Here is a 25,602-nt window from a genome sequence, read left to right as displayed (position 1 = left end):
CGTCTTGACTCGGTGCAGCAGATGCCGAATGTCGGTCGAAACCGGCGATGGGGGAACGTCATGGTGAAACATATACGTCGTCTGGCGATGCTGACTACCGCCATGGCGCTTTCGGCGGGGCTCGTCGCCCATGCCGGCCCGCTTGCCGACGCGGCGGTGCAGGCCGAAAAGCTCGCGGCATCCGGCGACGCGGCGAAGGCCCATGAGCTTCTCCGCCAGGCGATGAGCGACTTCTCGCAAACGCTGCCGCTGGCGATCGGCAAGGCGGTTTTCGTGACCAAGGCGCCGACCGGCTACGCCATGTACGACCCGCGCGAGGGCGCGGTCTTCAAGGAGGGAGAGTCGCTGATCTCCTATATCGAGCCGATCGGCCTCACCTGGAAGGATTCGGCAACGAAGGGCCAACTCGAAAGCCACTTCACCGTCGACTTCGATATTCTCAACCCGAAGGGCGACGTGCTCGCGGGCCAGAAAGCGTTCGGTGATTTCACCTTCACCGGCCACCTCAGAAACCAGGAAATCTATTCGACGCTGACCATCGACGTCTCCGGTGCTCCCGCCGGCGACTATGTGCTGCGCTTCCACTTCAATGACGTCAACAGCGGCAAAAGCGCCAGCGTCGACCAACCGTTCAAGATTGCCGGACCGTAATACCATGCCCCACGCAGTAACGACCGTCGGCTTCGATGCCGACGATACACTCTGGCAGAACGAACAGTTCTTCCGGCTGACGGAAGCGCGCTTCGCCGAGCTTCTGAGCGCCCACACGGACACCGAACACCTGTCGGAGCGGCTGCTTGCGGCGGAGAAGCGCAACCTCGGCCTCTACGGCTTCGGCATCAAGGGCTTCGTGCTCTCCATGGTCGAAACCGCCGTCGACGTCACCGATGGCAAGGTGCCCTCCTCGGTCATCGCCGAGATCCTCGCCGCCGGGCGCGACATGCTCGTGCACCCGGTTGAGCCGCTGCCGCATGTCAAGGAAACGCTCGAAGCACTTCACGGCCACTTTCGCCTTGTCATGATCACAAAGGGCGATCTCTTCGACCAGGAGCGCAAGCTCGCCGCCTCCGGCCTTGGCGACCATTTCGACGCCGTCGAGATCGTCAGCGACAAGACCGTCGCCACCTACGAGCGCATCTTCAAGCGTCACGGCGACGGGGCGCTGAAAAGCATGATGGTCGGCAATTCGCTGAAGTCGGATATCGTGCCTGCACTCGGTGCCGGAAGCTGGGGGGTCTATGTCCCGCACGCGCTCACCTGGTCGTTCGAACACCACGACAAGCCGGAGACTCATCCGCGTTTTCGCGAGATTGCGGATCTCGGCGGGTTGGGCTCGGTCCTTGAGCGCTTGACACCGAAGGCTTGACTGTCGTCCGCAAGCGCCAAGTCGATCGCAATTATAAGCTGATGCGTATCGATGATACACGAACCAGCTTATCGTCCACATGGTGGCTTAGATGAGGGGAACCAATGTTGGCGCTTGTTTTCGGTGCAGCGATTGCGATGGTGATGGTGGGCATGCTCATTGGATGGCTGCTGCGGAAGGTTTCGGCTTTGAGCGTCTTTTTCCTCGCGCCTCGCGGGTTTGGCGGTTCTGTTGTTTGTCGCACCCGCCATCTACTCGTTCAATTCGGGCAGGCCGTTTGTCGACGCGTTTATCGTCTATGGCTTTGGGGCACTGATTGCCGCGGGCGTCTTTCGCTTCATGAAGACGAGAGAACAGCGCGCCTAAGCGCGTTGTCCACCCCGATCACCCTTGACTGTTTGACCTAAGTGTTTGATCTAGGCTGCATGCGGGCGTGGCGAAACTGGTAGACGCAAGGGACTTAAAATCCCTCGGCCTTGGCTGTACGGGTTCGACCCCCGTCGCCCGCACCAGACAAACGGATTTCAGGATCAATAGGTAGCGGACATCAGACTGTCACTCTGCAGTGACAGGCTTACGCCGCAAAGAGCGGCCGCTCAGTTGTTGTAGTAATAACAATCGCATTCCGCCTGGTAGGCGTCGTCGTGCCAGACCCGGACGGCGAGTTTCGTTGCGCATCCCTGGTTTTCCAGCCTGAGGCCGAGAAGCGAGACCGCTGCCGCCTTCGAATTGGGGGCGTCCACCTCGATTGCCGATCCGACCTGGTGGACACCCTGCCGCGGGGTCCAGGTGAAGATCTGAACGCTGTAGTGCATCGAATATCCTCCGTGGGAGAGATGGTGTGCACGCAATACTAAACGCTATGTGTTCGCAATGAGCCGGTCGCCTTGACCGTTTCAGCCGTCTTCGACGGTCGCTTCAGGCCGATCGCCGCCATCCGTGTGTTCGAAGTGCCAGTGGCCCTCTTCGTCCTGGAAGCTGATCTCCTCGTCGTCGCCGCCGACCTGCTGTTCGGCGGCGGCGGCCTTGGCGGCGGCAAGCGCCGTTTCGCGGTTGGGAAAGGGTTCCGAATAGGCGTCGGCGGCCTTGTAGGCCCATCCGCCGTCATGAGGAACGATGGTGTAAGTAATCCGCGCCATGCTTCCCTCCCAATAATCCGAAAGACGTTCCCGTCTTCGGCGGGCCGTTGCCGCACAGCCCCGCATTCCTCCTCGTCAAAGGCATACTCAATGCCGAACGCCGCGGATATTAGCACAAGTGTGGTACGAATTGCCACATTCGCGAATCACCCGGAAAGGCTAGCCGTCAAACAAAAAGGCGGCCCCTTGCGGCGCCGCCTAAACTCTTGAAACAATTGCGTCGAGATGATCAGGCCGAAAGCTTGGCGGCGATCTTGGCGACGTGTGCGCCCTGGAAGCGGGCAGCCTGGAGCTCGACCTCGGACGGCTGACGCGAGCCGTCGGCATCGGTTATCGTCGAGGCGCCATAGGGCGAGCCGCCCTTGATCTCGTCGAGGCCCATCTGACCCTGGAAGGCATAGGGAAGACCAGCGACGACCATGCCGTGGTGCATCAGCGTCGGGATGAAGCCGAGGATGGTGGATTCCTGACCGCCATGCTGGGTGGCCGAGGACGTGAAGACCGAACCGACCTTGCCGACCAGCTTGCCAGACGCCCACAGGCTGCCGGTCTGGTCAATGAAGTTGCGCATCTGCGAGGCAACGGTGCCAAAGCGCGTGCCGGCGCCGAAGATGATCGCGTCGTATTGGGCAAGCTCTTCGACATGGGCGACCGGCGCGGCCTGGTCGAGCTTGAAGTGAGAGGCCTTGGCGACCTCGGCCGGCACCAGTTCCGGAACGCGCTTGACGTCGACTTCGGCACCCGCAGACTTGGCTCCTTCGGCCACAGCGTAGGCCATGGTTTCGATATGTCCATATGCCGAATAATAGAGAACGAGAACCTTGGCCATAATTGCTCCTTTGGATACAAGCGATCCCACTTGATCACTGCTGCGCGGAAGATTTATCAAAATGCAGCCGCATGCCAGGAGCCGTCCGGGAAACAGACTGTTCTCGCAATGTGAACAATAATAATTCACTGTTAAATGACTGACTAAACAAACAGGATCCACCCGATGAGCAGCATAAAAGTCGTCACTGCCGCCATGGTCGCCATCGGCGACGAACTTCTGTCGGGGCGTACCAAGGACAAGAACATCGGCCACCTCGCCGACATGATGACCATGGTCGGCATCGACCTGAAGGAAGTGCGGATCGTCGCCGACGACGAAGTGGCGATCGTCGAGGCGATCAATGCGGTGCGGAGCCGCTACGATTACGTCTTTACGTCCGGCGGCATCGGCCCGACCCATGACGACATCACCGCCGACGCGGTGTCGCGCGCCTTCGGCGTCGAATGCATCTACGAGCCGGAGGCGATGGCGCTGCTCGGCGCCATGTACGAACGCCGCAACATGGAGTTTACCGACGCGCGCAAGCGCATGGCGCGCATGCCGCTCGGCGCACGCCATATCCCGAACCCGGTATCGACGGCGCCGGGTTTCGCCATCGGCAACGTGCATGTGATGGCCGGCGTGCCGCAGGTCTTCCAGGCCATGCTCGACGCTCTGCTGCCCGGCCTCAACGTCGGTTCGCCCCTCCTCTCCCGCACCGTGCGCTCGCCCTTCGGCGAAGGCGACATCGGCAGCCCGCTGACCGAAGTGCAGAAGAACCACCCGGAAACGAGCATCGGCTCCTACCCGAAATTCGACGGCAAGACCTTCTCGACGGATATCGTCGTGCGCGCCCGTGATCCGGAAGCCCTTGCGGCAGCGGAAGCGGATGTGCAGGCGATGATCCAGGCAATCGCCGACGCGCGGGCAAAGGGATAGCGCGAAGCCCTTGCACTCAAGGCCTCAATGCCGTTATTGCATGTCGGCAAATCAGGATGACGCGTTCCCGCCTGCCCGATCTGCCGGACGCTTCGCCTTACCCTCGTTCAGACAAGCCGGAGCCCACCCATGTCGCTGCCCGATAAAGCCTTTCCCGTTTCCTGGGACCAGTTCCACCGCGATTGCCGCGCGCTTGCGTGGCGGCTCGCCGACAATGGCCAGGAATGGCGCGCCATGGTTTGCATCACGCGCGGCGGCCTGGTTCCGGCGGCGATCATCTGCCGCGAACTTAACATCCGCATGATCGAAACCGTCTGCGTCGCCTCCTACCATGACTACGATTCTCAAGGACAGATGAAGGTGCTGAAGGGCATCGCCCCCGAAATTGCCGAGGGCGGCGGTGAAGGCGTGCTGATCGTCGACGACCTGACCGACACCGGCAAGACTGCCGCGGAAGTCCGCGCCATGCTACCGAAGGCGCATTTCGCCGCCGTCTACGCCAAGCCGAAGGGCCGGCCGCTGGTCGATACCTTCGTTACCGAGGTCAGCCAGGACACCTGGATCTATTTCCCCTGGGACATGGGCTTCACCTATCAGGAGCCGATCGCCAAGGGCACGCGCGGCTAATAGCCCGTATGTTCCTTCCGGACCCGGTGCCCCTTGTCGGGAGGCGACTTTCGGTCCGTGAGTTTTCGATCAGCTGATCGGCGGTATCGCGCCGATCAGCGTTTCGGCAGTCAAGCCAGGCCCTGCCTTGGCGCCGGCTGCGCCATGGCGCCAGACTGCGGCTGCCGCTGCCTCGAAAGCCGGCATTCCCTTCGCCAGATGCGCGCCGACGATGCCGGCAAGAACGTCCCCCGATCCGGCGGTTGCCAGCAACGGTGGCGCATTGTTGTTGACGACCGCCCGTCCGTCCGGCGCAGCAACGACGGTGTCGGCGCCCTTGTAGACGATCACCGCGTAACTCGCCCGCGCCGCGGCCTGCGCCTTCTCGATCTTCGAAAGCCCGTCGTCACCGGCAATATCAGGAAAGAGGCGCGCGAACTCGCCGTCGTGCGGCGTCATGACCATCTGGCCCCCGCCTTTCGCCAGTGCCGCGAAAAGTTGGCCGGGGTCTGCCTGGAACGAGGTGATGCCATCGGCGTCGAGCACCAGCGCGCGATCGCAGAGTGCAAGCGCAAAGTCCCTCGCCTTCTTGCCGATGCCGAAGCCCGGCCCAAGGACAAAGCTGCCCAGGCGCTGGTCCTGCAGCCATTTGGTAAGCTCCCGCTTGCCGTCGATCTCCTTGACCATAACCGCCGTAAGATGGGACGCATTGATGTCGAGGGCAGCGTTGCCGGAGGCGACGGTGACAAGGCCGGCGCCGGCCGCAAGGCCCGCCGCGGCCGACAGGCGCGCCGCGCCTGTCGCCTGGCGGTCACCTGAGAAAACCACCAGATGCCCGCGCTTGAACTTATGCGTCGAGGCCGCCAGGTCGCCGCCCCAGCCCGCCCAGAGGAACGGCGCATTGAGGCGCAGCGAACCTGCACCGGCGCGCACGATGCGCGCGGGAATGCCGATATCGAACACCTCGAGCGTGCCGCAGAGGGACCGCCCGGGCAAAAGCCAATGACCGGGCTTTGGCGCCATGAACGTAACGGTGTGGCGGGCGGCAAAGGCAGCGCCCCGGACCTCGCCCGTGCGGCCGTCGATGCCGCTCGGCAGATCGACCGCAACGACCGGAACGCCACTGGCATTGACCCGTTCGATAAGGTGAACGACGTCGTCCGTGAGGTCGCGAGACAAGCCCGCCCCGAAGAGCGCATCGATGACGACATCGCCGGCCTGCGGTTCGTAGGCCGCGAGTGGCGCGACGGGATCGCTCCAGTTTGCCCGGGCCCGCACAGCATCGCGTTGAAGCTTGGCGGGATCGCCCAGCACGAACACCGCGACATCCGGCCCGCTTTCGGCAAGGCCGCGGGCGGCAACGTAACCATCGCCACCATTGTTGCCGGGGCCGCAGAGCACGACGAAGCGGCGAGCTTCCGGAAAATACCGTAGAGCCGCAGCGCTCACCGCCAGTCCAGCGTTGCGCATCAGCGTAAAGCTATCGATGCCAGATTGGGCCGCCGCCTGGTCGATTGCCGTCATTTCGGCGGGCGTGATCAACAGGTGCTGAAGGTCGGAGCGCATGCGCCAGACTTATCCATGCCCGCGCGTGCGAAGCAAGGCCTCAGCCCCAACACCACAATTGCCTTAACATAAGGCATTTGCACATAATTGTTGCTCAAATAACAAGCTTCATGTCTGCCATGACGTGGGGGCTCTGCAAGAAGCGGGCATCTTTCGATCGGAAACTATAAAAAATAGGCAGATCGCACCCCACCGAAGGCATGGAAATCCTGTAATCGGCGCGCCGGCGGCAGATTTTTTGTCGTTCTGACAGATTTTCGCAGAAAAACTGGCATGCAACGTGCATATTCAGGGCGAGCGGGCATGATCCTGCTATCAAGGGAGAAGCGGAGAGACATTTTCTCATGAAAAAGATCGAAGCGATCATTAAGCCCTTCAAGCTCGACGAAGTGAAGGAAGCCCTTCAGGAAGTCGGCCTGCAGGGTATCACCGTCACGGAAGCCAAGGGCTTCGGGCGGCAGAAGGGTCACACGGAGCTGTATCGCGGCGCCGAATACGTGGTGGACTTCCTGCCGAAGGTAAAGGTCGAAGTGGTGCTGGCGGATGAAAACGCGGAGGCCGTCATCGAGGCGATCCGCAACGCCGCGCAAACCGGCCGCATTGGTGACGGAAAGATTTTCGTTTCCAATGTGGAAGAAGTCATCCGTATTCGCACGGGCGAAACCGGCCTCGACGCCATCTGACATCACGGGCCGTTCGGCCCGGTTCTTTTCAAATCCTCGTCATCTCACACAGGGAATAACGGCAAATGACGACTGCAAGCGATATTCTGAAGCAAATCAAGGACAACGACGTCAAGTTCGTCGACCTGCGCTTTACCGATCCCAAGGGTAAGCTGCAGCACGTAACGATGGATGTGGTCTGCGTCGACGAAGACATGTTCGCCGATGGCGTCATGTTCGACGGCTCCTCGATTGGCGGCTGGAAGGCCATCAACGAGTCCGACATGGTGCTGATGCCCGATCCGGAAACAGCGCATATGGACCCGTTCTTCGCGCAGTCGACGATGGTCATCATCTGCGACATTCTCGATCCGGTTTCGGGCGAATCCTACAACCGCGACCCGCGCGGCACGGCCAAGAAGGCTGAGGCCTACCTCAAGGCATCCGGCATCGGCGACACTGTCTTCGTTGGCCCGGAAGCAGAATTCTTCGTCTTCGACGACGTCAAGTACAAGGCCGACCCGTACAACACCGGCTTCAAGCTCGACTCCTCGGAACTGCCGTCGAACGACGACACCGACTACGAGACCGGCAACCTCGGCCACCGTCCGCGCGTCAAGGGCGGCTATTTCCCGGTTCCGCCGATCGACAGCTGCCAGGACATGCGCTCCGAAATGCTGACGGTCCTGTCCGAGATGGGCGTGACGGTCGAAAAGCACCACCACGAAGTGGCGGCCGCCCAGCACGAGCTCGGCGTCAAGTTCGACGCGCTGGTTCGCAACGCCGACAAGATGCAGATCTACAAGTACGTCGTGCACCAGGTCGCCAATGCCTATGGCAAGACGGCAACCTTCATGCCGAAGCCGATCTTCGGCGACAACGGCTCGGGCATGCACGTGCACCTGTCGATCTGGAAGGACGGCAAGCCGACCTTCGCCGGCGACGAATATGCCGGCCTGTCGGAAAGCTGCCTCTACTTCATCGGCGGCATCATCAAGCATGCCAAGTCGCTGAACGCCTTCACCAACCCGTCGACGAACTCCTACAAGCGTCTCGTCCCGGGCTACGAAGCGCCGGTTCTGCTCGCCTACTCGGCGCGCAACCGCTCGGCTTCGTGCCGCATTCCGTTCGGCACCAACCCGAAGGCCAAGCGTGTCGAAGTCCGCTTCCCGGATCCGACTGCCAACCCCTACCTCGCCTTCGCAGCCATGCTGATGGCCGGCCTCGACGGCATCAAGAACAAGCTGCACCCGGGCAAGGCGATGGACAAGGATCTCTATGATCTGCCGCCGAAGGAACTGAAGAAGATCCCGACCGTCTGCGGCTCGCTGCGCGAAGCGCTGGAAAGCCTCGACAAGGACCGCAAGTACCTGACGGCTGGCGGCGTGTTCGACGACGACCAGATCGATTCCTTCATCGAACTGAAGATGCAGGAAGTCATGCGCTTCGAAATGACCCCGCATCCGGTCGAGTACGACATGTACTATTCGGTCTAAGACCGTGCGACCGGCGGCATCGACCACCGGTTCAAGCCGTGCTTTGGGCCGGCGGCTCCCTAGAAGGAGCCGCCGGCCTTTTCGTTGGAGCGCAGGGATTGCAAGCGCTCCCGCGCAGGGAGCGGCACGAAACCGTCGAATTGTGTGATATTATGTTGCCAACAACTTTTGCGCGTCCGCAGGACACGCATGGCGAGATCGATCAACGGAGGGCAGAAGGGAAGTCCCTATTGATGTTTTGGGTTCGCCAACCCAGATAATCTCCTGAAAGGATGTGTTGCGTCATGAAACAGAGAAACGCCAAATTCGAGATCGGACAGGTGGTTCGCCATCGGGTTTTCCCGTTCCGCGGCGTCATTTTCGACGTCGACCCGGAATACGCCAACACCGAGGAGTGGTGGAACGCCATTCCGCAGGAGATCCGCCCAAGCAAGGATCAGCCCTTCTATCACCTGTTCGCCGAGAACGACGACAGCGAGTATGTCGCCTACGTCTCCGAGCAGAACCTGGAATTCGACGACAGCGACCGGCCGATGCGCCACGCGCAAGTCGATGCCCTGTTCGACAAGGATGGCGTCGGTCACTACAGGCCCAAGGCGACGTTCCGCCATTGAGGCCGCTTCGCTCTCGAACAAATGAAAACGCCCGGACCGCGAGGTCCGGGCGTTTCTTTATAAGTTTGCGGAGGACCGCTTAGTTCTGCTTGGCAGCCTTCTGGGCTTCTTCAAGCTTCTTGCGTGCGTCCTCGGCCTTCTTCTGCATTTCTTCCTGCAGCAGGCGCTGACGCTCTTCGAGCTGCGACTGCTCGATCGGCTCGCCGTCGTAGACACCGGTGAAGCCCGTGAGGGCCATCTTGATCGGGTTCGGAGCGCGCTGGAAGTTGACCGAGGTGAAGACGACCTCATTGCCCTTCTTCAGGCTGGCGATCAGCTGGTCGGAAAGCGGCGCTTCGGCAACGCACTTGTCCGGCATGCAGATGGCGTAGTCGAGCTTGACCGGCTTGCCGCCGTCGATCTGCATCTGAACGCCGGTCGGGATGAGACGCGCCGACGGTACCGAAACCTGCATGATCTTGCGGTTGACCTTGCCGGAAACGGTGATGAGGCCGACAGCGGTCACGAGCTGGCCGTTATTGGCGGTCAGCAGGTTCTGAACGATGCAGACATCGTTGTCTTCCTGCTTGGTGCAAACCTTGAACCAGCCCTGCGGCGGCTTGCCGCCAGCCTGCTGTGCAGACGCAACGCTCGGAACGCCCGCAGCAGCTACAGTGAGCGCCAGCGCTGCCATGCCCGAACGTTTTGCAATATTCGACTTGAACATCATTGTGATTCCGTCTCCTGAAATCCGGTAACGGAACAGTTGTTCCGCAGGTGAGTATCGTCAGCCGCCGTTGTCCTGTTGGCCAAATAAGGCAAATGCATGACCCCGTTTCCGGAAACACCTGTTACATTGGCTCGCTTCGATTATCCAGTGTTTCCTGTCATTTTTTGACTTCATACTGGGCGGAATTTGGACCGCGGATCGGTTGGATTCATCCGTCGGCGTTGGTAACGTTCGGGGAATCGGCCTGTTGATACCCCTCACGGGAGGTGACCTTGCGTGCAATTCTTTCCGGTCTGGCGCTGATCCTGACCACCACTTCATTCGGCACTGCTGCGGCAGCCGCTCCCGTGCATGCGATTGCCATGCACGGAGAGCCGGCGCTGCCTGCCGATTTCAAGAACTTTCCCTACGTCAATCCGGACGTAAAAAAGGGTGGAAAGATCTCCTACGGCGTCGTCGGCAGCTTCGACAGCCTCAATCCCTTCATCCTGAAGAGCATGCGCACGACCGCGCGCGGCATGTGGGATCCGGAATACGGCAACCTTGTCTACGAATCGCTGATGCAGCGCTCGCGCGACGAGGCCTTCACCATGTACGGCCTGCTCGCCGAAACCGTGGAGTGGGATGACGACCGGACCTTCATCCAGTTCAATCTCAACCCGAAGGCTCGCTGGGCCGACGGGCAGCCGGTGACCCCCGAGGACGTGATCTTCACCTTCGAGCTGCTGCGCGACAAGGGACGTGTCCCCTTCAGCAACCGCATGGCCAAGGTGGCGAAACTCGAGAAAGTCGGCGAGCGCAGCGTGCGCTTCACCTTCACCGAGGATGCCGACCGTGAGCTGCCGCTCCTGCTCGGCCTGTCGCCGGTGCTGCCGAAACATGCCATCGACCTTGCGACCTTCGACCAGACAACGCTGAAGCCGCCGGTCGGCTCGGGCCCCTATCGCGTGGCCGAAGTGAAGCCGGGTGAGCGCATCGTCTACAAGCGAAACGCGGACTATTGGGCGAAGGACCTGCCCTCGAAGGTCGGCCAGGACAATTACGACGAGATCTCTGTGGAGTATTTCCTCCAGGAGAACTCGCTGTTCGAAGCCTTCAAGAAGGGCGAGATCGACATCTATCCCGAAGGCAGCGCCACCAAATGGGCGCGCGGCTACGATTTCCCGGCCGTTCGCTCCGGCGATGTCGTCAAGGAAACCTTCACGCCAAAGACGCCGTCGGGCATGCTCGGCATCGTCTTCAATACCCGCCGTCCGATGTTCGACAATCTGAAGCTCCGTCAGGGTCTGGCGCTGGTGTTCGACTTCGAGTGGGTCAACAAGAACCTCTTCGACAGCGCCTATACGCGGACCCAGAGCTACTGGCAGAACTCGACGCTAAGCTTTCTCGGCGCACCGGCCGACGACCGCGAACTCGGCCTGATCGGCGACGCCCGAGATCGAATCAACCCGGCGATCCTCGACGGCACCTACCGTCTGCCGGTGACCGACGCGTCCGGCCGCGACCGTAACGTGCTGCGTGTCGCCGTCTCATTGATGCGCGAGGCCGGCTATCAGATCAAGGACGGCAAGATGGTCGATCCTCAAGGCAAGCCGCTTGCCTTCGAGATCATGAGCCAGAATGCCGGCCAGGAAAAAATTGCGCTCGCCTACCAGCGGTTTCTCGCCCCTCTCGGCATCCAGGCGACCGTGCGCACCGTCGACGATTCGCAATACCAGCAGCGCAGCCAGTCCTTCGACTACGACGTGATCATCAAATCCTTCCCCTCGACGCTGTCACCCGGCATCGAGCAGGCCGGGCGCTGGACCTCGCAAGCGCGCGACCGGCAAGGCAGCGACAACTTCGCTGGCGTCGCCGACAAGGACGTCGATCGGATGGTCAACAACATCCTGCAGGCCCGCACGAGCGAAGATTTCACGGCGGCCGTGCGCGCGCATGACCGGTTGCTCGTCAACAACTCCTATCTGGTGCCGCTCTACCACCTCGACGCCCAGTGGGTAGCGCGGCGCAAGCATATCGGCCGGCCGGACGTGATGCCGCTCTACGGCTACCAGCTTCCGACCTGGTGGGATCAAGACGCGCAATAGAGGGTCGGTTCCCTTTTGGTAACGCATTGAAAGCCGGGTCAAACCGGCTTATCTCGCCGTCATACCGGAAAAAGGAAAGGCACCCACACCATGCAAACCGTCAGCATCGATATCGTCTCGGACGTCGTTTGTCCCTGGTGCTATCTCGGCAAGGCTCGGCTCGACCAGGCGATTGCCAACGTTCCGGACGTGCTTGTCACGGTCAACTGGCGCCCCTACCAGCTCAATCCAGACCTGCCGCCCGAGGGGATCGATCACAAGCGGCATCTTGCCGAGAAGCTCGGCGGCCAGGCGGCCGTCGACCGCGCTCACGACACGCTGCGCGAACTCGGCAATGCCGACGGCATCGCCTTCGATTTCGATGCGGTGAAGATCAGCCCGAACACGCTTGACGCCCATCGGCTTGTCCGCTGGGCCGCGACCAACGGCGAGAAAGCGCAGTCGGCCGTCGTCGGCCTGCTGTTCAAGGCCAATTTCGAAGAAGGCCGCAATGTCGGCGATCACGCGGTGCTTCTCGATATCGCCGAGCAGGCCGGCCTCGACCGCCCCGTCATTGCAGCACTGCTTGGCTCCGATGCCGACAAGGACGCGGTCAAGGAGGAAGTCGGCATGGCCCGCGAAATGGGCGTGACCGGTGTCCCCTGCTTCATCCTCGAAGGACAATATGCGGTGATGGGCGCGCAATCGGTCGACGTCTTGACCAATGCGGTGCGTGAAATCGCCGAGATGAAGGCGAGCGGCGCGCCGAACTGATCGCGCGGCGAGCCGAAACAGATCTGCTTCAAAAGACCTGACCGTACTGCCGCACCACGCGGCAGTACGGTTTTTTGTTACTTCGCCAGGCCGGCGAGCTGGGTCATCACCATTGCTGCACCCGACAGGCGCTTTTCCGGTGTTGCCAGTTCGCGCTGGAAGAAGATGCTCTGGTCGGGCCGGATCTTCGAAAGCGTGCCCTGCTTGGCGATGTAGCCGACGAGTGCCGCCGGGTTCGGGAATTCCTTGTTGCGGAACTGCACCACGACGCCCTTCGGGCCGGCATCGAGCTTTTCGACATTTGCCGTGCGGCAGAGCGACTTGATGTAGACGATCTTCAACAGGTGCTGGACCTCGATCGGCAGCGGGCCGAAGCGATCGATCATCTCGGCGCCGAAGCCGTCGATCTCCTTGAGGTCCGTCAGTTCGCCGAGGCGGCGATAGAGACCGAGCCTCAGATGCAGGTCCGGCACGTAGTGTTCCGGGATCATGACCGGCGTTCCGACCGAAATCTGCGGCGACCAGCCGGTGTCGTGGATCTCTTCCTCACCCTTGAGTTCGGCGACCGCTTCCTCGAGCATCTGCTGGTAAAGTTCGAAGCCGACTTCCTTGATATGGCCCGACTGTTCTTCGCCCAGCAGGTTTCCGGCACCGCGGATATCGAGGTCGTGGCTCGCCAGCTGGAAGCCGGCGCCAAGCGTATCCAGCGATTGCAGCACCTTCAGCCGGCGCTCGGCCATGCCCGTCAGCGTCTTGTTGACCGGCAGCGTGAACAGCGCGAAGGCGCGCACCTTCGAGCGACCGACGCGGCCGCGAAGCTGGTAGAGCTGGGCAAGACCGAACATGTCGGCGCGATGTACGATCAGCGTGTTAGCCGTCGGCACGTCGAGACCGGATTCGACGATCGTCGTCGACAGAAGCACATCGTAACGCCCGTCGTAGAAGGCGTTCATGATGTCTTCGAGCTCGGTTGCCGGCATCTGGCCGTGGGCCACCGCCACCTTCAGCTCCGGAACGTCCGACTTCAGAAAATCGTGGATTTCCGACAGGTCGCTCAGCCGCGGGCAGACATAGAAGCTCTGGCCGCCGCGATAGTGCTCGCGCATCAGCGTTTCGCGGATCACCAGTGCGTCGAAGGGTGAAATGAAGGTGCGCACCGCCATGCGGTCGACCGGCGGCGTGGTGATCAGCGACAGTTCGCGGACACCCGTCAGCGCCAATTGCAGCGTGCGCGGGATCGGCGTTGCCGAAAGCGTCAAGACGTGGACGTCCGACTTCAGCTCCTTCAGCCGTTCCTTGTGCTTGACGCCGAAGTGCTGCTCTTCGTCGATGACCAAGAGGCCGAGATTGGCAAAGTTGACCGACGTGCCGAGCAGCGCATGGGTGCCGACGACGACATCGGTCTTGCCATCGGCCACTTCCTTCTTGGTCAATGCCAGTTCCTTGGAACCGACGAGGCGGGACGCCTGCTGGATGCGGATCGGCAGGCCGCGGAAGCGTTCGGAAAATGTCTTGAAATGCTGGCGTGCAAGCAGCGTCGTCGGCACGACGACCGCCACCTGCACGCCGTTCATGGCGGCGATGAAGGCAGCACGAAGCGCCACTTCCGTCTTGCCGAAGCCGACGTCGCCGCAGACCAGGCGATCCATCGGACGGCCGCTGCCGAGGTCTTCGCGCACAGCCTCGATCGAGTTCAGCTGGTCTTCGGTCTCGTCATAGGGGAAGCGGGCGGCAAACTCGTCATAGACGCCGTCCTGCGCGGCCAGTACCGGCGCGCGGCGCGTATGACGTTCGGCAGCGATGCGGATGAGGCCGCCGGCCATATCGAGCAGCCGTTTCTTGAGCTTGGCCTTGCGCGCCTGCCAAGCAACGCCGCCAAGCTTGTCGAGGATCGCATCGGTACCCTCCGAGCCGTAGCGCGACAGAAGCTCGATGTTTTCGACCGGCAGGAACAGTTTTGCATCGTCGGCATAGACGAGCTCGAGGCAATCATGCGGCGCGCCGACCGCCTCGATGGTGCGCAGGCCGACGAAACGGCCGATGCCGTGTTCGGCGTGCACGACATAGCTGCCCTCGTCGAGGCCGGCGACCTCGGCTATGAAGTCGGCACCGCGCTTGCGCCGCTTCGAGCGGCGGACCATGCGGTCGCCGAGAATGTCCTGTTCGCCGATGATGACGAGATCACCCGTCTCGAATCCGGCCTCGATACTGAGCACGGCCGCGGCCGCTTCACCCGGCTTCAGCGACTTGACCTCGGCGAGCGCCTTGATCGGCTTGACGTTGCCGAGACCATGTTCGGCAAGCACCTGGAGCAGGCGATCGAGCGAGCCTTCGCTCCAGCCTGAGATCACCACCTTGGCGCCCTTCGAGCGCCGCTCGGCGATGTATTTGACCGCCTGATCGAAGACGTTGACGCGTTCGCTTTCGGCTTCGCCCTCGCCCGCCGACTTCGCCCAGCGCATGCCCTGGCGCGCATCGACCGAGATGACCTGGCGGGCCTCGCCCTCGTGCTCGTTGAAAGGCGACAGGCGAATGGCATCGCGTGAGCTCAGGCCGGCGTTGAAGCCCTGCGCGCTCAGATAAAGCAGTTCCGGTGGAACGGGCTTGTAGGGCGTGCCCTGGGTGGCCTGCGACTTGCCCGGAGACGCCGAGGCCAGGCGGGCGTCATAATAGTCGAGAATGAGCTTCGAGCGCTCGGCCGCGGCCTCGCGCGCCAGATGATCGGTGACGATACGGAAGCCGTCGAGATAGTCGAAGACCGTCTCCAGCCCGTCATAGAACAGCGGCAGCCAATGCTCCATGCCGGCATAACGCCGGCCCTCGGAGACAGCCTGGTAAAGCGCGTCGTCGCGGGTCGTCGCGCCGAACAGCGATAGGTAGTGCTTGCGGAAGTGGCTGATCGTTTCGGGCGTCAGCGACACCTCGCTCATAGGATTGAGATCGAGGGAGCGGACCTGACCGGTGGTGCGCTGGCTTGCCGGATCGAAGGAGCGGATGGTTTCGAGCGTGTCGCCGAAGAAATCGAGGCGCAGCGGCTCGCCGCTTCCGGGCACGAAGACATCGAGGATGCCGCCGCGCACCGCGTATTCGCCGACCTCGCGCACGGTCGCAACGCGCTCGAAGCCGTTGCGCTCCAGCCGCAGCGCGATGCCGTCCATGCGCACCTGATTGCCCGGACGGGCCGAGAACGCCAGGCTCTGGATCACGTCCTGCGGCGAGATCTTCTGGAGGGCGGCGTTGACCGTCACCAGCACGATCGCCGCATGCGGCTTCTTCTTGTGCGCAATCAAGGCGCTCAGTGCCGCCAGCCGCCGTGCCGAGGTGTCGGCGCTCGGCGAAACACGGTCATAGGGAAGGCAGTCCCAACCGGGAAGCGTCAGCACCGGAATGTCGGGCGCGACAAATGAGAGGACCTGTTCCAGATCGGCGATCCGCTGGCCGTCCGAAAGAATGTAGGCGACCGGCTGGCCGGCACGCGCCAACTCGGCAAGGATCAGCGCCTCGGCACCGGAAGGGACCGGCCCGATCGTGATCTCTCGCTGTGCTTCGACAATCTTCTTCGGATCAAGGCCAGCCAGCATCATCGGTCTATTTCATCTCTTCGGGAAGCTTGTCGAAATCCGGACGATAGGCAGCGATGCGCTGAAACATCTGCGTCTGATAGCGAGCCGGCACCGGCTGTTCGCCGATGATCCACTTGACGAGATCGTTGTCTTCCTCGCCCATGATCGTCTCGAGTTCGTCGAGCTGTGCTTCAGAAAGCGTCGAGAGCTCGGCCTCGGCGAACTGCCCGAGGATCAGATCCATCTCGCGAATGCCGCGATGCCAGGCGCGAAACAGGATCCGCCGTCGACGCGGATCGAGATCGGCGCTGGTGCGAGAGATTCCGGTCATGGGAAATTCCTTCCTGCCGCCCGCGATGACGCCCGCACACTCGGACGAACGCGCAAGGCTTTGGGGTACGGTTTGCCTTCAACGGCTCTATAAACTCTGAATAGCCGATTGTCAGCCTTGCCAAAGCCCGAATTATCGTCGCAATTTCATCGCCATGCGCCCCACCCTGCTCGATCCGCTCTTCTCTCCGCTCGACACGCTTCCAGGCATCGGCCCGAAGATCGGCGAACTCTATGCCCGTTTGCTCGGTCGCGAGACGATCGAGGACTGCCGGGTGGTCGACCTCGTTTTTCACGCGCCGCATTCGCTGATCGACCGGCGCCAGCAGCCGGGCATCGCCCACGCGCCGCAAGGAGTGATCGTCACCATCACCGGTCGGGTCGATCGCCACCAGCCGCCGCCGCGCGGCAAGCCCAACCTGCCCTATCGCGTCTTCCTGCATGACGAGACCGGGGAACTGGCGCTCACCTATTTCCGCGTCAAGGGCAACTGGTTGGAAAAATCGCTGCCGGTCGACGAGACGGTCATCGTCAGCGGCAAGGTCGATTGGTTCAACGGCCGCCCGTCCATGGTTCACCCGGATTATGTGGTTCGGGCCAGCGAGGCGGAAAACCTGCCGCTGGTCGAGCCGGTCTACGGGCTGACGGCAGGACTTTCACCAAGGATATTGCGTAAGTCGATCGAGGCAGCCGTCGCCCGCGTCCCGGAAATGCCGGAATGGATGGACGATGCGCTGCTGACGAAGCAGGGTTTCAGCACCGCGGCCGAGAGTTTTCGCGCGCTGCACGATCCGCGCGACGCGACGGACCTCGATCCGCAGGCCCCCGCCCGCCGCCGCCTTGCCTATGACGAGTTTCTCGCCGGGCAATTGTCCCTGGCTCTCGTTCGCCAGCGCCTGCGCAAGGTCGCGGGAGTACCGGTCCACGCGACCGGCGTGCTCTCCCGTCCGGTCATCGACGCTCTTCCCTTTTCCTTGACGAACAGCCAGTCGACGGCAATCGCCGACATCCTGAAGGACATGGCCGGGACTGACCGCATGCTCCGGCTGCTGCAGGGCGATGTCGGCTCCGGCAAGACGATGGTGGCGCTGATGGCCATGCTGGCAGCCGTCGAATCCGGCGGACAGGCGGTGCTGATGGCGCCGACAGAAATCCTCGCCCGCCAGCACCACGCGACGCTTGCCAGAATGGCCGCCCCTGCCGGGATCGCCATCGACGTTCTGACCGGCCGCACGAAGGGCAAGGAACGCGACGCCATTGTCGAACGGATCGCCTCCGGTGAGACCCGGATGGTGATCGGCACGCATGCGCTTTTCCAGGATACGGTGAGCTACAAGGAGCTGACGCTTGCCGTCGTCGACGAACAGCATCGCTTCGGCGTTCACCAGCGCCTGCGACTGACCGCCAAGGGCATCTCGCCGCATATGCTGGTCATGACCGCGACACCGATCCCGCGCACTCTCGTGCTTGCCGCCTTCGGCGACATGGATGTGTCTAAGCTCACCGAAAAACCCGCCGGACGAAAGCCGATCCAGACCGTGACGATCCCGACGGAACGTGTTGACGACATCGTCGATCGGCTCGACGCCGCATTACGCGAGGGCAAGAAGGCCTACTGGATCTGCCCGCTCGTGGAAGAGTCCGAAGCCGTCGATGTCATGTCGGCCGAAGAACGATACGAGAGCCTTGCCAAGCGCTTCGGCAACAATGTCGGCCTGGTGCACGGCCGCATGAATGGCGCGGAAAAGGACGCCGTCATGCTCGCCTTCAAGAACGGCGAGATCCGCCTGCTGGTTGCGACCACCGTCGTCGAAGTCGGCGTCGACGTGCCGGACGCGACGATCATGGTGATCGAGCATGCCGAACGCTTCGGCCTTGCCCAGCTTCACCAGCTGCGCGGCCGCGTCGGCCGTGGCGACGAGGCATCGACGTGCATCCTGCTCTACAAGGGACCGCTCGGCGAAACCGGCCGTGCGCGGCTCTCGATCCTGCGCGACAGCGAGGACGGCTTCCTGATCGCCGAGGAAGACCTGAAGCTGCGGGGCGAAGGCGAGTTGCTCGGCACGCGCCAGTCAGGCACGCCCGGTTTCCGCATCGCCAGCCTCGAAGCCCACGGCGATCTGCTCGAAATCGCGCGCAAGGACGCCGCCTACGTGATCGAGCGGGATCCTGACCTCACATCAGAGCGCGGCGAAGCGCTCCGCACGCTGCTCTATCTATACCGCCGCGACGAGGCCATCCGCTTCCTGCGCGCCGGCTAAAGCACCCTCTCGTTCGTCGGAACGCACGGCGCTGTAGACGTCAGGCAGTCTCTTGCTGGGTGATTTTCAAGGGGGCGTTGGCGAGCGGCTTCTGGTCGGGGGTCACGAGGCCACCCGAGATCAGAAGCTTGGCCGCGTCCTCCGCGCTCATCTCGAGCGGGATGATCTTGTCGCGCGGGATGAACAGCAGGAAACCCGCCGTCGGGATCGGGGTCGGCGGCAGGAAGACGGCCACCATGTCCATGCCGCGTTCCTTGAATTTCGAGGCGATCTCGCCCTTCACATCCGTTGCGATGAACACCAGCGACCAGATGCCCGGGCTCGGATACTCGATCAGCCCGGCCTTCTTGAAAGAGGAGGACTGCTCCTGCAGCACCGTCTGGAAGATCTGCTTGGTGGACTTGTAGATCGTGCGGACAAGCGGCGTGCGATTGACGAGCGACTCGGCGAGATTGACGATCGACCGACCGACGAGGTTTGCGGTCATGAAGCCGACGAAGGTGATCACGAAAATGGCGACGAGCAGGCCGAAGCCGGGAATGGCAACGGGCGAATAGGTATCCGGATTGTAGAAGTTCGGCAGGTAGGGCTTAACCCAGCCGTCAGCCCAATCGATGAAGGTGCGCACGAGCCAGACGGTGATCGCCACCGGCGCACAGATGATCAAGCCGGTCAGAAAGTAATTGCGCAGCCGCGTCGCGATATAGCCGCGTTTGGAATGTTCCGTCATGCTTCTTCCGTCTCAACCTCACTCGACGCCGAAGGCCGGATGATAGGCGACCGTGCCGGCCGCCATCGCGCCGGAAAGAGCCAGCGCCATGAAATATTGCGGCGCACAACCGGGGAATACAAGAGCCGATTCGTTGCGGAAGCCGAACTTTTGATAGAGGGCCGGATCGCCGACGACGACGCAGCCCGAGGCGCCTTCCGCCCGCAGCCATTCGAGGCCCTCGAGGATCAGTTGCCTGCCGATGCCCTGGGCCTGAACGTCCGGCGTGACCGAGACCGGACCGAGCCCGAACCAGCCGCTTTCCGCCGGGTCGAGCGTTACCGGCGAAAAGGCGATGTGCCCGACGATTTCCTCATTCATCTCGGCGACCAGCGAAACGGTCAGCGCGCCGGCCTCGCGCAGCCGCTCGATGATGAGGGGCTCGCTCTGGTCGCTGTGCGGATGCCCCTCAAAGGCGGCCGCGGTGACGTCGCGGATCGCCTTCTCATCTCCCGGGCGCTCATGCCGGACATAGATCATTCGACGGTCACCGATTTGGCGAGGTTGCGGGGCTGGTCGACGTCGGTGCCCATGAACACCGCCGTATGATAGGCAAGCAGTTGGATCGGCAGCGAGAAGATCATCGGTGCGATGACTTCGTCGACATCAGGCAGCACGATCGTTGCCATGGTCTCGAGCTTGGAAGCGGCAGCACCCTTCTCATCGGTGATGAGAATGATCCGCCCGCCGCGGGCCGCCACTTCCTGCATGTTGGAGACGGTCTTCTCGTAGAAGCGGTCGTGCGGGGCGATGACGATGACCGGCATGTTCTCGTCGATCAGCGCGATCGGTCCATGCTTCAGTTCGCCGGCGGCATAACCTTCCGCATGGATATAGGAGATCTCCTTGAGCTTGAGCGCGCCCTCCATCGCCAGCGGGAAGCTGGTGCCGCGGCCGAGGTAGAGCACATCGCGGCACTTCGACAGCTCGCGCGACAGAAGCTCGATCTTCGGCTGAACGGCGTTCAGCACCTGGCCCATGATGCGCGGCATTTCGGCGAGGTAGCGAACCAGGACCTGCTCTTCCTCGGCACTCACCGTGCCGCGGGCGCGACCGGCGCCGATCGCGAGCGAAGCCAGCACGGCGAGCTGGCAGGTGAAGGCCTTGGTCGAGGCAACGCCGATTTCCGGGCCGGCAAGGATCGGGAAGACCGCGTCGGATTCACGGGCGATGGTCGATTCACGCGTGTTGACCACGGCGCCGATCTTCAGGCCGAGCTCCTTGCAGTAGCGCAGCGACGCCAGCGTATCGGCGGTTTCGCCGGATTGCGAGATGAACAGCGCGGCCGCATCAGAAGGCAGCGGGATCTCACGGTAGCGGAACTCGGACGCAACGTCGATTTCCACCGGCAAGCGGGCGTAACGCTCAAACCAGTACTTGCCGACGAGACCGGCGAGATAGGCAGTGCCGCAGGCGGAAATCGCAAGGCTCGGAACCTTGGCAAAATCGATCGTGCCCGGCAGCGCCTTGATGCGGTTGCCGGCAAAGTCGATGTAGTGGCTGAGCGCGTGCGCGATCACCTCCGGCTGCTCATAGATCTCCTTCTCCATGAAGTGCCGGTGGTTGCCCTTGTCGATCATGTAGGCGGCCGCTGTCGACAGCTGCTTCGGCCGGTCGACGACGTTGCCATCGAGATCGAAGATATGCACGCCGTTCGCACCGATCACCGCCCAGTCGCCATCGATCAGATAGGTGATCTCGTTGGTGAAGGGCGCAAGCGCAATCGCGTCGGAGCCGAGGAACATCTCGCCGCGGCCGTGACCGATCGCAAGCGGCGGGCCGTTGCGCGCCGCCATGATCGTCGACGGATCGTCCTGGAACAGCACCGCCAGCGCATAGGCGCCGGTGACGCGCTTCAGCATCGCGTGCATGGCCTCGCGCCGGCCAAGTCCGTCGCGCCGGAACTTGGAGAGCAAATGCGCCACGACCTCGGTGTCGGTGTCCGTCTCGAACTTTGCGCCGCCGGCGATCAGTTCGTCCTTCAGCGCGGCAAAGTTTTCGATAATGCCGTTGTGCACGACGGCGACGCCGTCGGTGAAATGCGGATGCGCGTTGCGCTCGGTCGGCGCGCCATGGGTTGCCCAGCGGGTGTGGGCAATGCCGATCGTGCCGGCAAGCGGCTCTTCGCGCAGCCTGATCTCCAGATTGACGAGCTTGCCTTCGGCGCGCCGGCGCTCCAGCTTGCCGCCAACGACGGTGGCGACACCGGCGGAATCATAGCCGCGGTACTCCAAGCGCTTCAGCGCATCGACCAGTCGTTCCGATACCGGCTGGTTGCCAACGATGCCTACAATACCGCACATAGTCGTCTCCGAATTCGTCCCCGCGCCGTGATCGGCGCCCCTGTTCAACGAGGGCGAAAAATGCCGCCCGGCGCGCTGCCTTGGTAAAGCATTTGCGGATCGAGGCAATCCGCCCCGATTTCACTTTCGATTTCAATGTTTAACGCCGCCGCACGTTCCCGCGAATCCAACCCGATCCAAGGGGCGTGCGACAATCCGAAGTGCTCGGCGCCCGCACGCGTCAGCGCGCGGGCATCATAGGCCTAGCTGCCAGCCTTCGCCGCCTTCTTGGCCGCCTTCACCGCCTGGTAGCGCTCACGCAGCAGCCTTGCCCGGCCGGGCTTGATTTCCTGGCGCGCGCGGCCGAAGGCGACGGCGTCGGCCGGCACGTCTTCGGTGATCACACTGCCGGAAGCAACCAGCGCGCCGTCACCGATCGCCACCGGCGCAACCAGCGACGAGTTCGAGCCGATGAAGGCATTTTCGCCGATCCGCGTCTCGTGCTTGTTCACGCCATCATAGTTGCAGGTGATCGTGCCAGCGCCAATGTTGGTGCCCGCGCCGACGAAGGCATCGCCGATATAGGTCAGGTGATTGACCTTGGCGCCGGCGCCGATCTCCGCCTTCTTGACCTCGCAGAAATTGCCGACCTTGGACTTTTCACCGAGATCGGCACCCGGGCGCAGACGTGCATAAGGGCCGACCGTCGCACCGGCCCGCACCGTCGCACCCTCGACATGCGAAAAGGCGTGAATGATCGCGCCGCTTTCGACGCGCACGCCCGGGCCGAAGACGACATTCGGCTCGACCAGGACATCCTGCTCCAGCACGGTATCCCAGGCGAGAAACACGGTTTCCGGCGCGATCATCGATACGCCCGATAGCATCAGCTCGTGACGACGACGCTGCTGCCACAGACGCTCGATGAAGGCGAGTTCGGCGCGCGTGTTGCAGCCGGTCAGCTCCTCTTCGGGGGCCTCGACGGCAATCGCCTGCCCGCCGATCTCGCGAACGATCTCGACGAGGTCGGTCAGGTAGTACTCGCCTTTGACGTTGGCGTTGCCGATGCGGCCGAGAAGATCGAGCGCCTTGCGGCCGTCGATCGCCATCAGGCCGCCGTTGCAATAGGTGATGCGGCGCTCTTCTTCCGTTGCGTCCTTGTGCTCGCGAATGGCGAGCAGCGCACCGTCCTTGACGATCAGGCGGCCGTAGCCCGACGGGTCTGCCGCCTCGAAGCCGATCACCACGACCTCATTGCCGGCCGCCAGCCTCTCGCGGGCGGCTCGAAGCGGCTCCGGCTTGATCAGCGGTGTATCGCCGAAGACGACGAGAATGTCGTCGAAACCCTTTGCGATGGCATCGCGGGCCGCAAGCACCGCGTGACCGGTGCCGAGCCGTTCCTTCTGCAGATAGGAGGAAACCGACACGCCACCGATGTCGGCGGCGGCCGAGACTGCGTCGGCGTCGCGGCCGACGACGAGAGCGATATCGGAGATGGAAGCATTTGCGAGCGCCTCAACGACGTGGGCGATCATCGGCCGGCCGGCCACCGGATGCAGCACCTTCGACATGGACGATTTCATCCGCGTGCTTTCACCCGCAGCCAAAACGATGGCCAGGCACGTCCGTTCCATATATCTCTCCTTGGTCTCTTCCAGGCTCACGCCCTCTGCACAATTCCTTAGATTGGAATCGGCTCAAGTACAAAATCGCCGTTCGATTCGGCGCGGTGCTAGCAGCAACATATTGCGAGAAGCATAATTCTCACAATCACGTCGCATTAACCGGCTTAAAACCGGATGATGGCATAAGAAGGCGCGGAGCCTGTGTCAGCAAAACCGTGCGGGTGCATCGCTCCTTCGGGGGATCAAACCGCAATGCACAGCCGCACTGACATCGACACACCGGCAAAGCCTACCGGCGCGGTTGTTCTTCTCGCTCGATCTCCGCTTCTGCTGCTGGCCCTTGTGCTTGGCGTACTCGCGGTTCTGCTGAGCTTCACGATCCCGCAGCCAATCGGCCCGATGTTCTGGGACCACTATCTCTATCTCGATGCTGCCAACCGCATCCGCGACGGCCAGATACCGTCAGTCGATTTCTTCACCCCCGTCGGCGCCCTCGGCTACTATCTCTTCACCGGCCTGCAGGGCATCTTTCCGAACGGCCAGCCGCTACTACTGGCAAGCTGGTGCCTGCTTCTCGCCACGGGACCGCTGATCGCGCTGGTGGTTGCCGATGTCCAGAAGCGTTCGACGGCACTTGCCTATGCGATCCTGCTGCCGTTCCTGGCGTTTTCGGTGCTGCCGTTCAACACCGGCGACTTCTATCCCTACCCTGGCTCCGACGGCTTCGGCATCTACAACCGCCAGGTCTGCCAGCTTCTCTATGCGCTTGCAGCCGCACTCGTCCATGTGCGCGATCGCCGGCTGCTCGTCGCAACGGTCGCCGGCGCCATGGCGGCACTCTTCTTCGTCAAGATCACCGGCGCGGTTGCCGGCACGCTCATGTGTCTCATGGCCTTTGCTGCAGGACGCCTGCCGTTCCGCTCGGCTATTGCAGCCGGACTTGTGGTCATTGCCGTCCTCGCCATCGTCGAAGTCGCCTTCGGCGGCGTCTCCGCCTATCTCTCGGATATCCTGGCGCTGCTTTCCGTCAATGACGGCAGCTTGCTGCCGCGCCTGCTGCAGGCCGCCTCGCTCAATGCCGGACTGTTGATCCCGGCCGGACTGCTTTGCCTGGTGCTTTTCGGAAGCCACCTTACGTCCTTCACCCAGTCGCTGCGCCAATTTGGAAAAAGCCCGTCAATGACGGCGATCGGCAGGACGTTCGACCAGCCGTTTTTCTGGCTGGCGGCCTTCGTTGTTGCCGGCATCGTCTTTGAGAGTCAGAACACCGGCAGCCAGGCGTTCATCTTCCTGTTGCCGCTGCTCCTCAAGCTCGCGATCGACGAGGTCGCGACCGCCAAAACAAGGCCCGCCGTAATCGCCGTCGCCATTCTCGCCCTGGCGGCAGCCTTGCCGCCGGTCACGGCCGTCGCGCAAAAGAGCGCCCGCGCCTGGATCGGGGCCGTCAACAACGTGCCGCTGGAAAGCCGTAACCTCAAAACCATGGGCGCCGTCAATGTGCGCCCCATCCTCGCACTGCGCGCCGAGCGCCTGCGCACCATCTATGCGACCGAGCGCTCCGCTTTCCACGCCTTCGCCAAGGCCGGCGAGTTGCCGTCGTTCCTGCTCTATAGCGATTTCGATTTTCAGGCGGGATGGCTGATGAATGTCGACGGCGCGATCGACGCGCTCAGGGCCTACGAAGCATCAAACCGCGTGCGCTTCGAGTCGATCTTCAACGTCGACTTCACCAATCCCTTTCCGTGGCTGATGAACCGCAGGGCGCCCCGGCATGTCGCGATCGGCGCAGATCCCTTCCGCGCCATTCCGCCGCCGGACGAAGATGTTCGCGCCGCCATCGCTGCTGTCGACATCGCGCTGGTACCGACCTGCCCGGTGACCAACGTCAACCAGACGCTGCTGTCGCTCTATCTGCCGAGCCTCGAGCCGGGACACAGCCGGATCACGCTGACACGCTGCTACGACGCCTTTGTCCGCAACGGCCTGAAGCCTGCGGCCAACGCCGGCGGCTGACGGACGCCGAT

The 25,602-nt window shown here is 62.5% G+C and carries 22 protein-coding genes and 1 tRNA gene; 12 read left to right on the top strand and 11 right to left on the bottom strand.

All coding sequences use genetic code 11. The annotated features are described in order from the left end of the window. Positions 1-60: 60 nt before the first annotated feature. The 3 genes from ACIQUG_RS03050 (at position 61) to ACIQUG_RS03040 (ending at position 1,878) form a co-directional block, all read left to right on the top strand. Complete coding sequence (locus ACIQUG_RS03050; RefSeq protein WP_402317248.1) at positions 61-651, top strand: hypothetical protein; 591 nt, start codon at positions 61-63, stop codon at positions 649-651. A gap of 4 nt (positions 652-655) precedes the next feature. After that, the gene (locus ACIQUG_RS03045) at positions 656-1,366 is read left to right on the top strand and encodes an HAD family hydrolase (RefSeq protein WP_402317245.1); all 711 of its coding nucleotides are present in this window, start codon (positions 656-658) and stop codon (positions 1,364-1,366) included. 427 nt (positions 1,367-1,793) lie between these two features. Further along, a tRNA-Leu gene (locus tag ACIQUG_RS03040) sits at positions 1,794-1,878 on the top strand. Between the two features lie 84 nt (positions 1,879-1,962). Here ACIQUG_RS03040 and ACIQUG_RS03035 read toward each other — a convergent pair. From ACIQUG_RS03035 to wrbA, 3 genes are all read right to left on the bottom strand, one after another. Beyond that, positions 1,963-2,181 (bottom strand): hypothetical protein, encoded by a 219-nt coding sequence (locus ACIQUG_RS03035; RefSeq protein ID WP_034791089.1) that lies wholly within the window; start codon positions 2,179-2,181, stop codon positions 1,963-1,965. Between the two features lie 81 nt (positions 2,182-2,262). Next, positions 2,263-2,505 carry a DUF2188 domain-containing protein gene (locus ACIQUG_RS03030; RefSeq protein WP_402317240.1) on the bottom strand — a complete coding sequence of 81 codons (243 nt, stop codon included), beginning with the start codon at positions 2,503-2,505 and terminating at the stop codon, positions 2,263-2,265. A 229-nt stretch (positions 2,506-2,734) separates the two neighbouring features. Next, positions 2,735-3,334 (bottom strand): NAD(P)H:quinone oxidoreductase, encoded by a 600-nt coding sequence (wrbA, locus tag ACIQUG_RS03025; protein ID WP_205238952.1) that lies wholly within the window; start codon positions 3,332-3,334, stop codon positions 2,735-2,737. A 165-nt stretch (positions 3,335-3,499) separates the two neighbouring features. Here wrbA and ACIQUG_RS03020 point away from each other — a divergent pair, with 165 nt between their 5' ends. Together ACIQUG_RS03020 and gpt are read left to right on the top strand one after the other, a co-directional pair. Next, entirely contained in the window at positions 3,500-4,255 is a 756-nt protein-coding gene (locus ACIQUG_RS03020; protein WP_043620358.1) for a competence/damage-inducible protein A, read from the top strand. A gap of 129 nt (positions 4,256-4,384) precedes the next feature. Next, positions 4,385-4,882, top strand: coding sequence for a xanthine phosphoribosyltransferase (gene gpt, locus ACIQUG_RS03015; protein ID WP_043620356.1), 498 nt, complete (start codon positions 4,385-4,387; stop codon positions 4,880-4,882). A 69-nt stretch (positions 4,883-4,951) separates the two neighbouring features. On the opposite strand, the gene ACIQUG_RS03010 is transcribed toward gpt, so the two are convergent. Beyond that, positions 4,952-6,427: an NAD(P)H-hydrate epimerase gene (locus ACIQUG_RS03010; RefSeq protein WP_402317235.1), complete on the bottom strand. Its 1,476-nt coding sequence runs from the start codon at positions 6,425-6,427 to the stop codon at positions 4,952-4,954. 344 nt (positions 6,428-6,771) lie between these two features. Between ACIQUG_RS03010 and ACIQUG_RS03005 the strand changes: the two genes are divergently transcribed. The 3 genes from ACIQUG_RS03005 to hspQ all read left to right on the top strand — a co-directional run bounded on the left by ACIQUG_RS03005 (position 6,772) and on the right by hspQ (position 9,199). After that, complete coding sequence (locus ACIQUG_RS03005; RefSeq protein ID WP_003528058.1) at positions 6,772-7,110, top strand: P-II family nitrogen regulator; 339 nt, start codon at positions 6,772-6,774, stop codon at positions 7,108-7,110. A gap of 65 nt (positions 7,111-7,175) precedes the next feature. After that, the gene (glnA, locus tag ACIQUG_RS03000) at positions 7,176-8,585 is read left to right on the top strand and encodes a type I glutamate--ammonia ligase (protein ID WP_034791062.1); all 1,410 of its coding nucleotides are present in this window, start codon (positions 7,176-7,178) and stop codon (positions 8,583-8,585) included. Between the two features lie 284 nt (positions 8,586-8,869). Then, a complete protein-coding gene (gene hspQ / locus ACIQUG_RS02995; RefSeq protein ID WP_034791060.1) occupies positions 8,870-9,199 on the top strand; it encodes a heat shock protein HspQ in 330 nt (109 codons plus the stop codon). Between the two features lie 79 nt (positions 9,200-9,278). On the opposite strand, the gene ACIQUG_RS02990 is transcribed toward hspQ, so the two are convergent. Next, positions 9,279-9,908, bottom strand: a complete 630-nt coding sequence (locus ACIQUG_RS02990) for an invasion associated locus B family protein (RefSeq protein ID WP_043620346.1) — start codon at positions 9,906-9,908, stop codon at positions 9,279-9,281. A gap of 272 nt (positions 9,909-10,180) precedes the next feature. Between ACIQUG_RS02990 and ACIQUG_RS02985 the strand changes: the two genes are divergently transcribed. Then, positions 10,181-11,995 carry an extracellular solute-binding protein gene (locus ACIQUG_RS02985; protein ID WP_402317222.1) on the top strand — a complete coding sequence of 605 codons (1,815 nt, stop codon included), beginning with the start codon at positions 10,181-10,183 and terminating at the stop codon, positions 11,993-11,995. A 90-nt stretch (positions 11,996-12,085) separates the two neighbouring features. After that, a complete protein-coding gene (locus tag ACIQUG_RS02980) occupies positions 12,086-12,748 on the top strand; it encodes a DsbA family oxidoreductase (protein WP_402317219.1) in 663 nt (220 codons plus the stop codon). 77 nt (positions 12,749-12,825) lie between these two features. Here ACIQUG_RS02980 and mfd read toward each other — a convergent pair whose 3' ends face one another. Together mfd and ACIQUG_RS02970 are read right to left on the bottom strand one after the other, a co-directional pair. Beyond that, positions 12,826-16,329, bottom strand: a complete 3,504-nt coding sequence (mfd, locus tag ACIQUG_RS02975; RefSeq protein WP_402320535.1) for a transcription-repair coupling factor — start codon at positions 16,327-16,329, stop codon at positions 12,826-12,828. A gap of 7 nt (positions 16,330-16,336) precedes the next feature. Beyond that, complete coding sequence (locus ACIQUG_RS02970) at positions 16,337-16,642, bottom strand: succinate dehydrogenase assembly factor 2 (RefSeq protein WP_043620340.1); 306 nt, start codon at positions 16,640-16,642, stop codon at positions 16,337-16,339. A gap of 154 nt (positions 16,643-16,796) precedes the next feature. Between ACIQUG_RS02970 and recG the strand changes: the two genes are divergently transcribed. Continuing rightward, entirely contained in the window at positions 16,797-18,902 is a 2,106-nt protein-coding gene (gene recG, locus ACIQUG_RS02965; RefSeq protein WP_402317215.1) for an ATP-dependent DNA helicase RecG, read from the top strand. 40 nt (positions 18,903-18,942) lie between these two features. Here the strand turns inward: recG and ACIQUG_RS02960 are convergent, their stop codons facing one another. The 4 genes from ACIQUG_RS02960 to glmU all read right to left on the bottom strand — a co-directional run bounded on the left by ACIQUG_RS02960 (position 18,943) and on the right by glmU (position 23,587). Beyond that, on the bottom strand, positions 18,943-19,632 hold the full coding sequence (locus tag ACIQUG_RS02960; RefSeq protein ID WP_402317212.1) for a DUF502 domain-containing protein: 690 nt from the start codon (positions 19,630-19,632) through the stop codon (positions 18,943-18,945). Between the two features lie 18 nt (positions 19,633-19,650). Then, positions 19,651-20,148 carry a GNAT family N-acetyltransferase gene (locus tag ACIQUG_RS02955; protein ID WP_402320533.1) on the bottom strand — a complete coding sequence of 166 codons (498 nt, stop codon included), beginning with the start codon at positions 20,146-20,148 and terminating at the stop codon, positions 19,651-19,653. Continuing rightward, on the bottom strand, positions 20,148-21,974 hold the full coding sequence (gene glmS, locus ACIQUG_RS02950; protein ID WP_402317209.1) for a glutamine--fructose-6-phosphate transaminase (isomerizing): 1,827 nt from the start codon (positions 21,972-21,974) through the stop codon (positions 20,148-20,150). Before glmS ends, ACIQUG_RS02955 begins: the two co-directional genes overlap by 1 nt. 242 nt (positions 21,975-22,216) lie before the next feature. Next, positions 22,217-23,587: a bifunctional UDP-N-acetylglucosamine diphosphorylase/glucosamine-1-phosphate N-acetyltransferase GlmU gene (glmU, locus tag ACIQUG_RS02945; RefSeq protein ID WP_402317206.1), complete on the bottom strand. Its 1,371-nt coding sequence runs from the start codon at positions 23,585-23,587 to the stop codon at positions 22,217-22,219. A gap of 243 nt (positions 23,588-23,830) precedes the next feature. Between glmU and ACIQUG_RS02940 the strand changes: the two genes are divergently transcribed. Then, the gene (locus ACIQUG_RS02940; protein ID WP_402317203.1) at positions 23,831-25,591 is read left to right on the top strand and encodes a hypothetical protein; all 1,761 of its coding nucleotides are present in this window, start codon (positions 23,831-23,833) and stop codon (positions 25,589-25,591) included. Positions 25,592-25,602: the final 11 nt, after the last annotated feature.

This window comes from Ensifer sp. NPDC090286 (assembly GCF_044769565.1).
Classification (GTDB): Bacteria; Pseudomonadota; Alphaproteobacteria; order Rhizobiales; family Rhizobiaceae; genus Ensifer.
The sequence above is the reverse complement of the archived record's forward strand: the minus strand, read 5'-3'. Positions and strand labels throughout refer to the sequence as shown.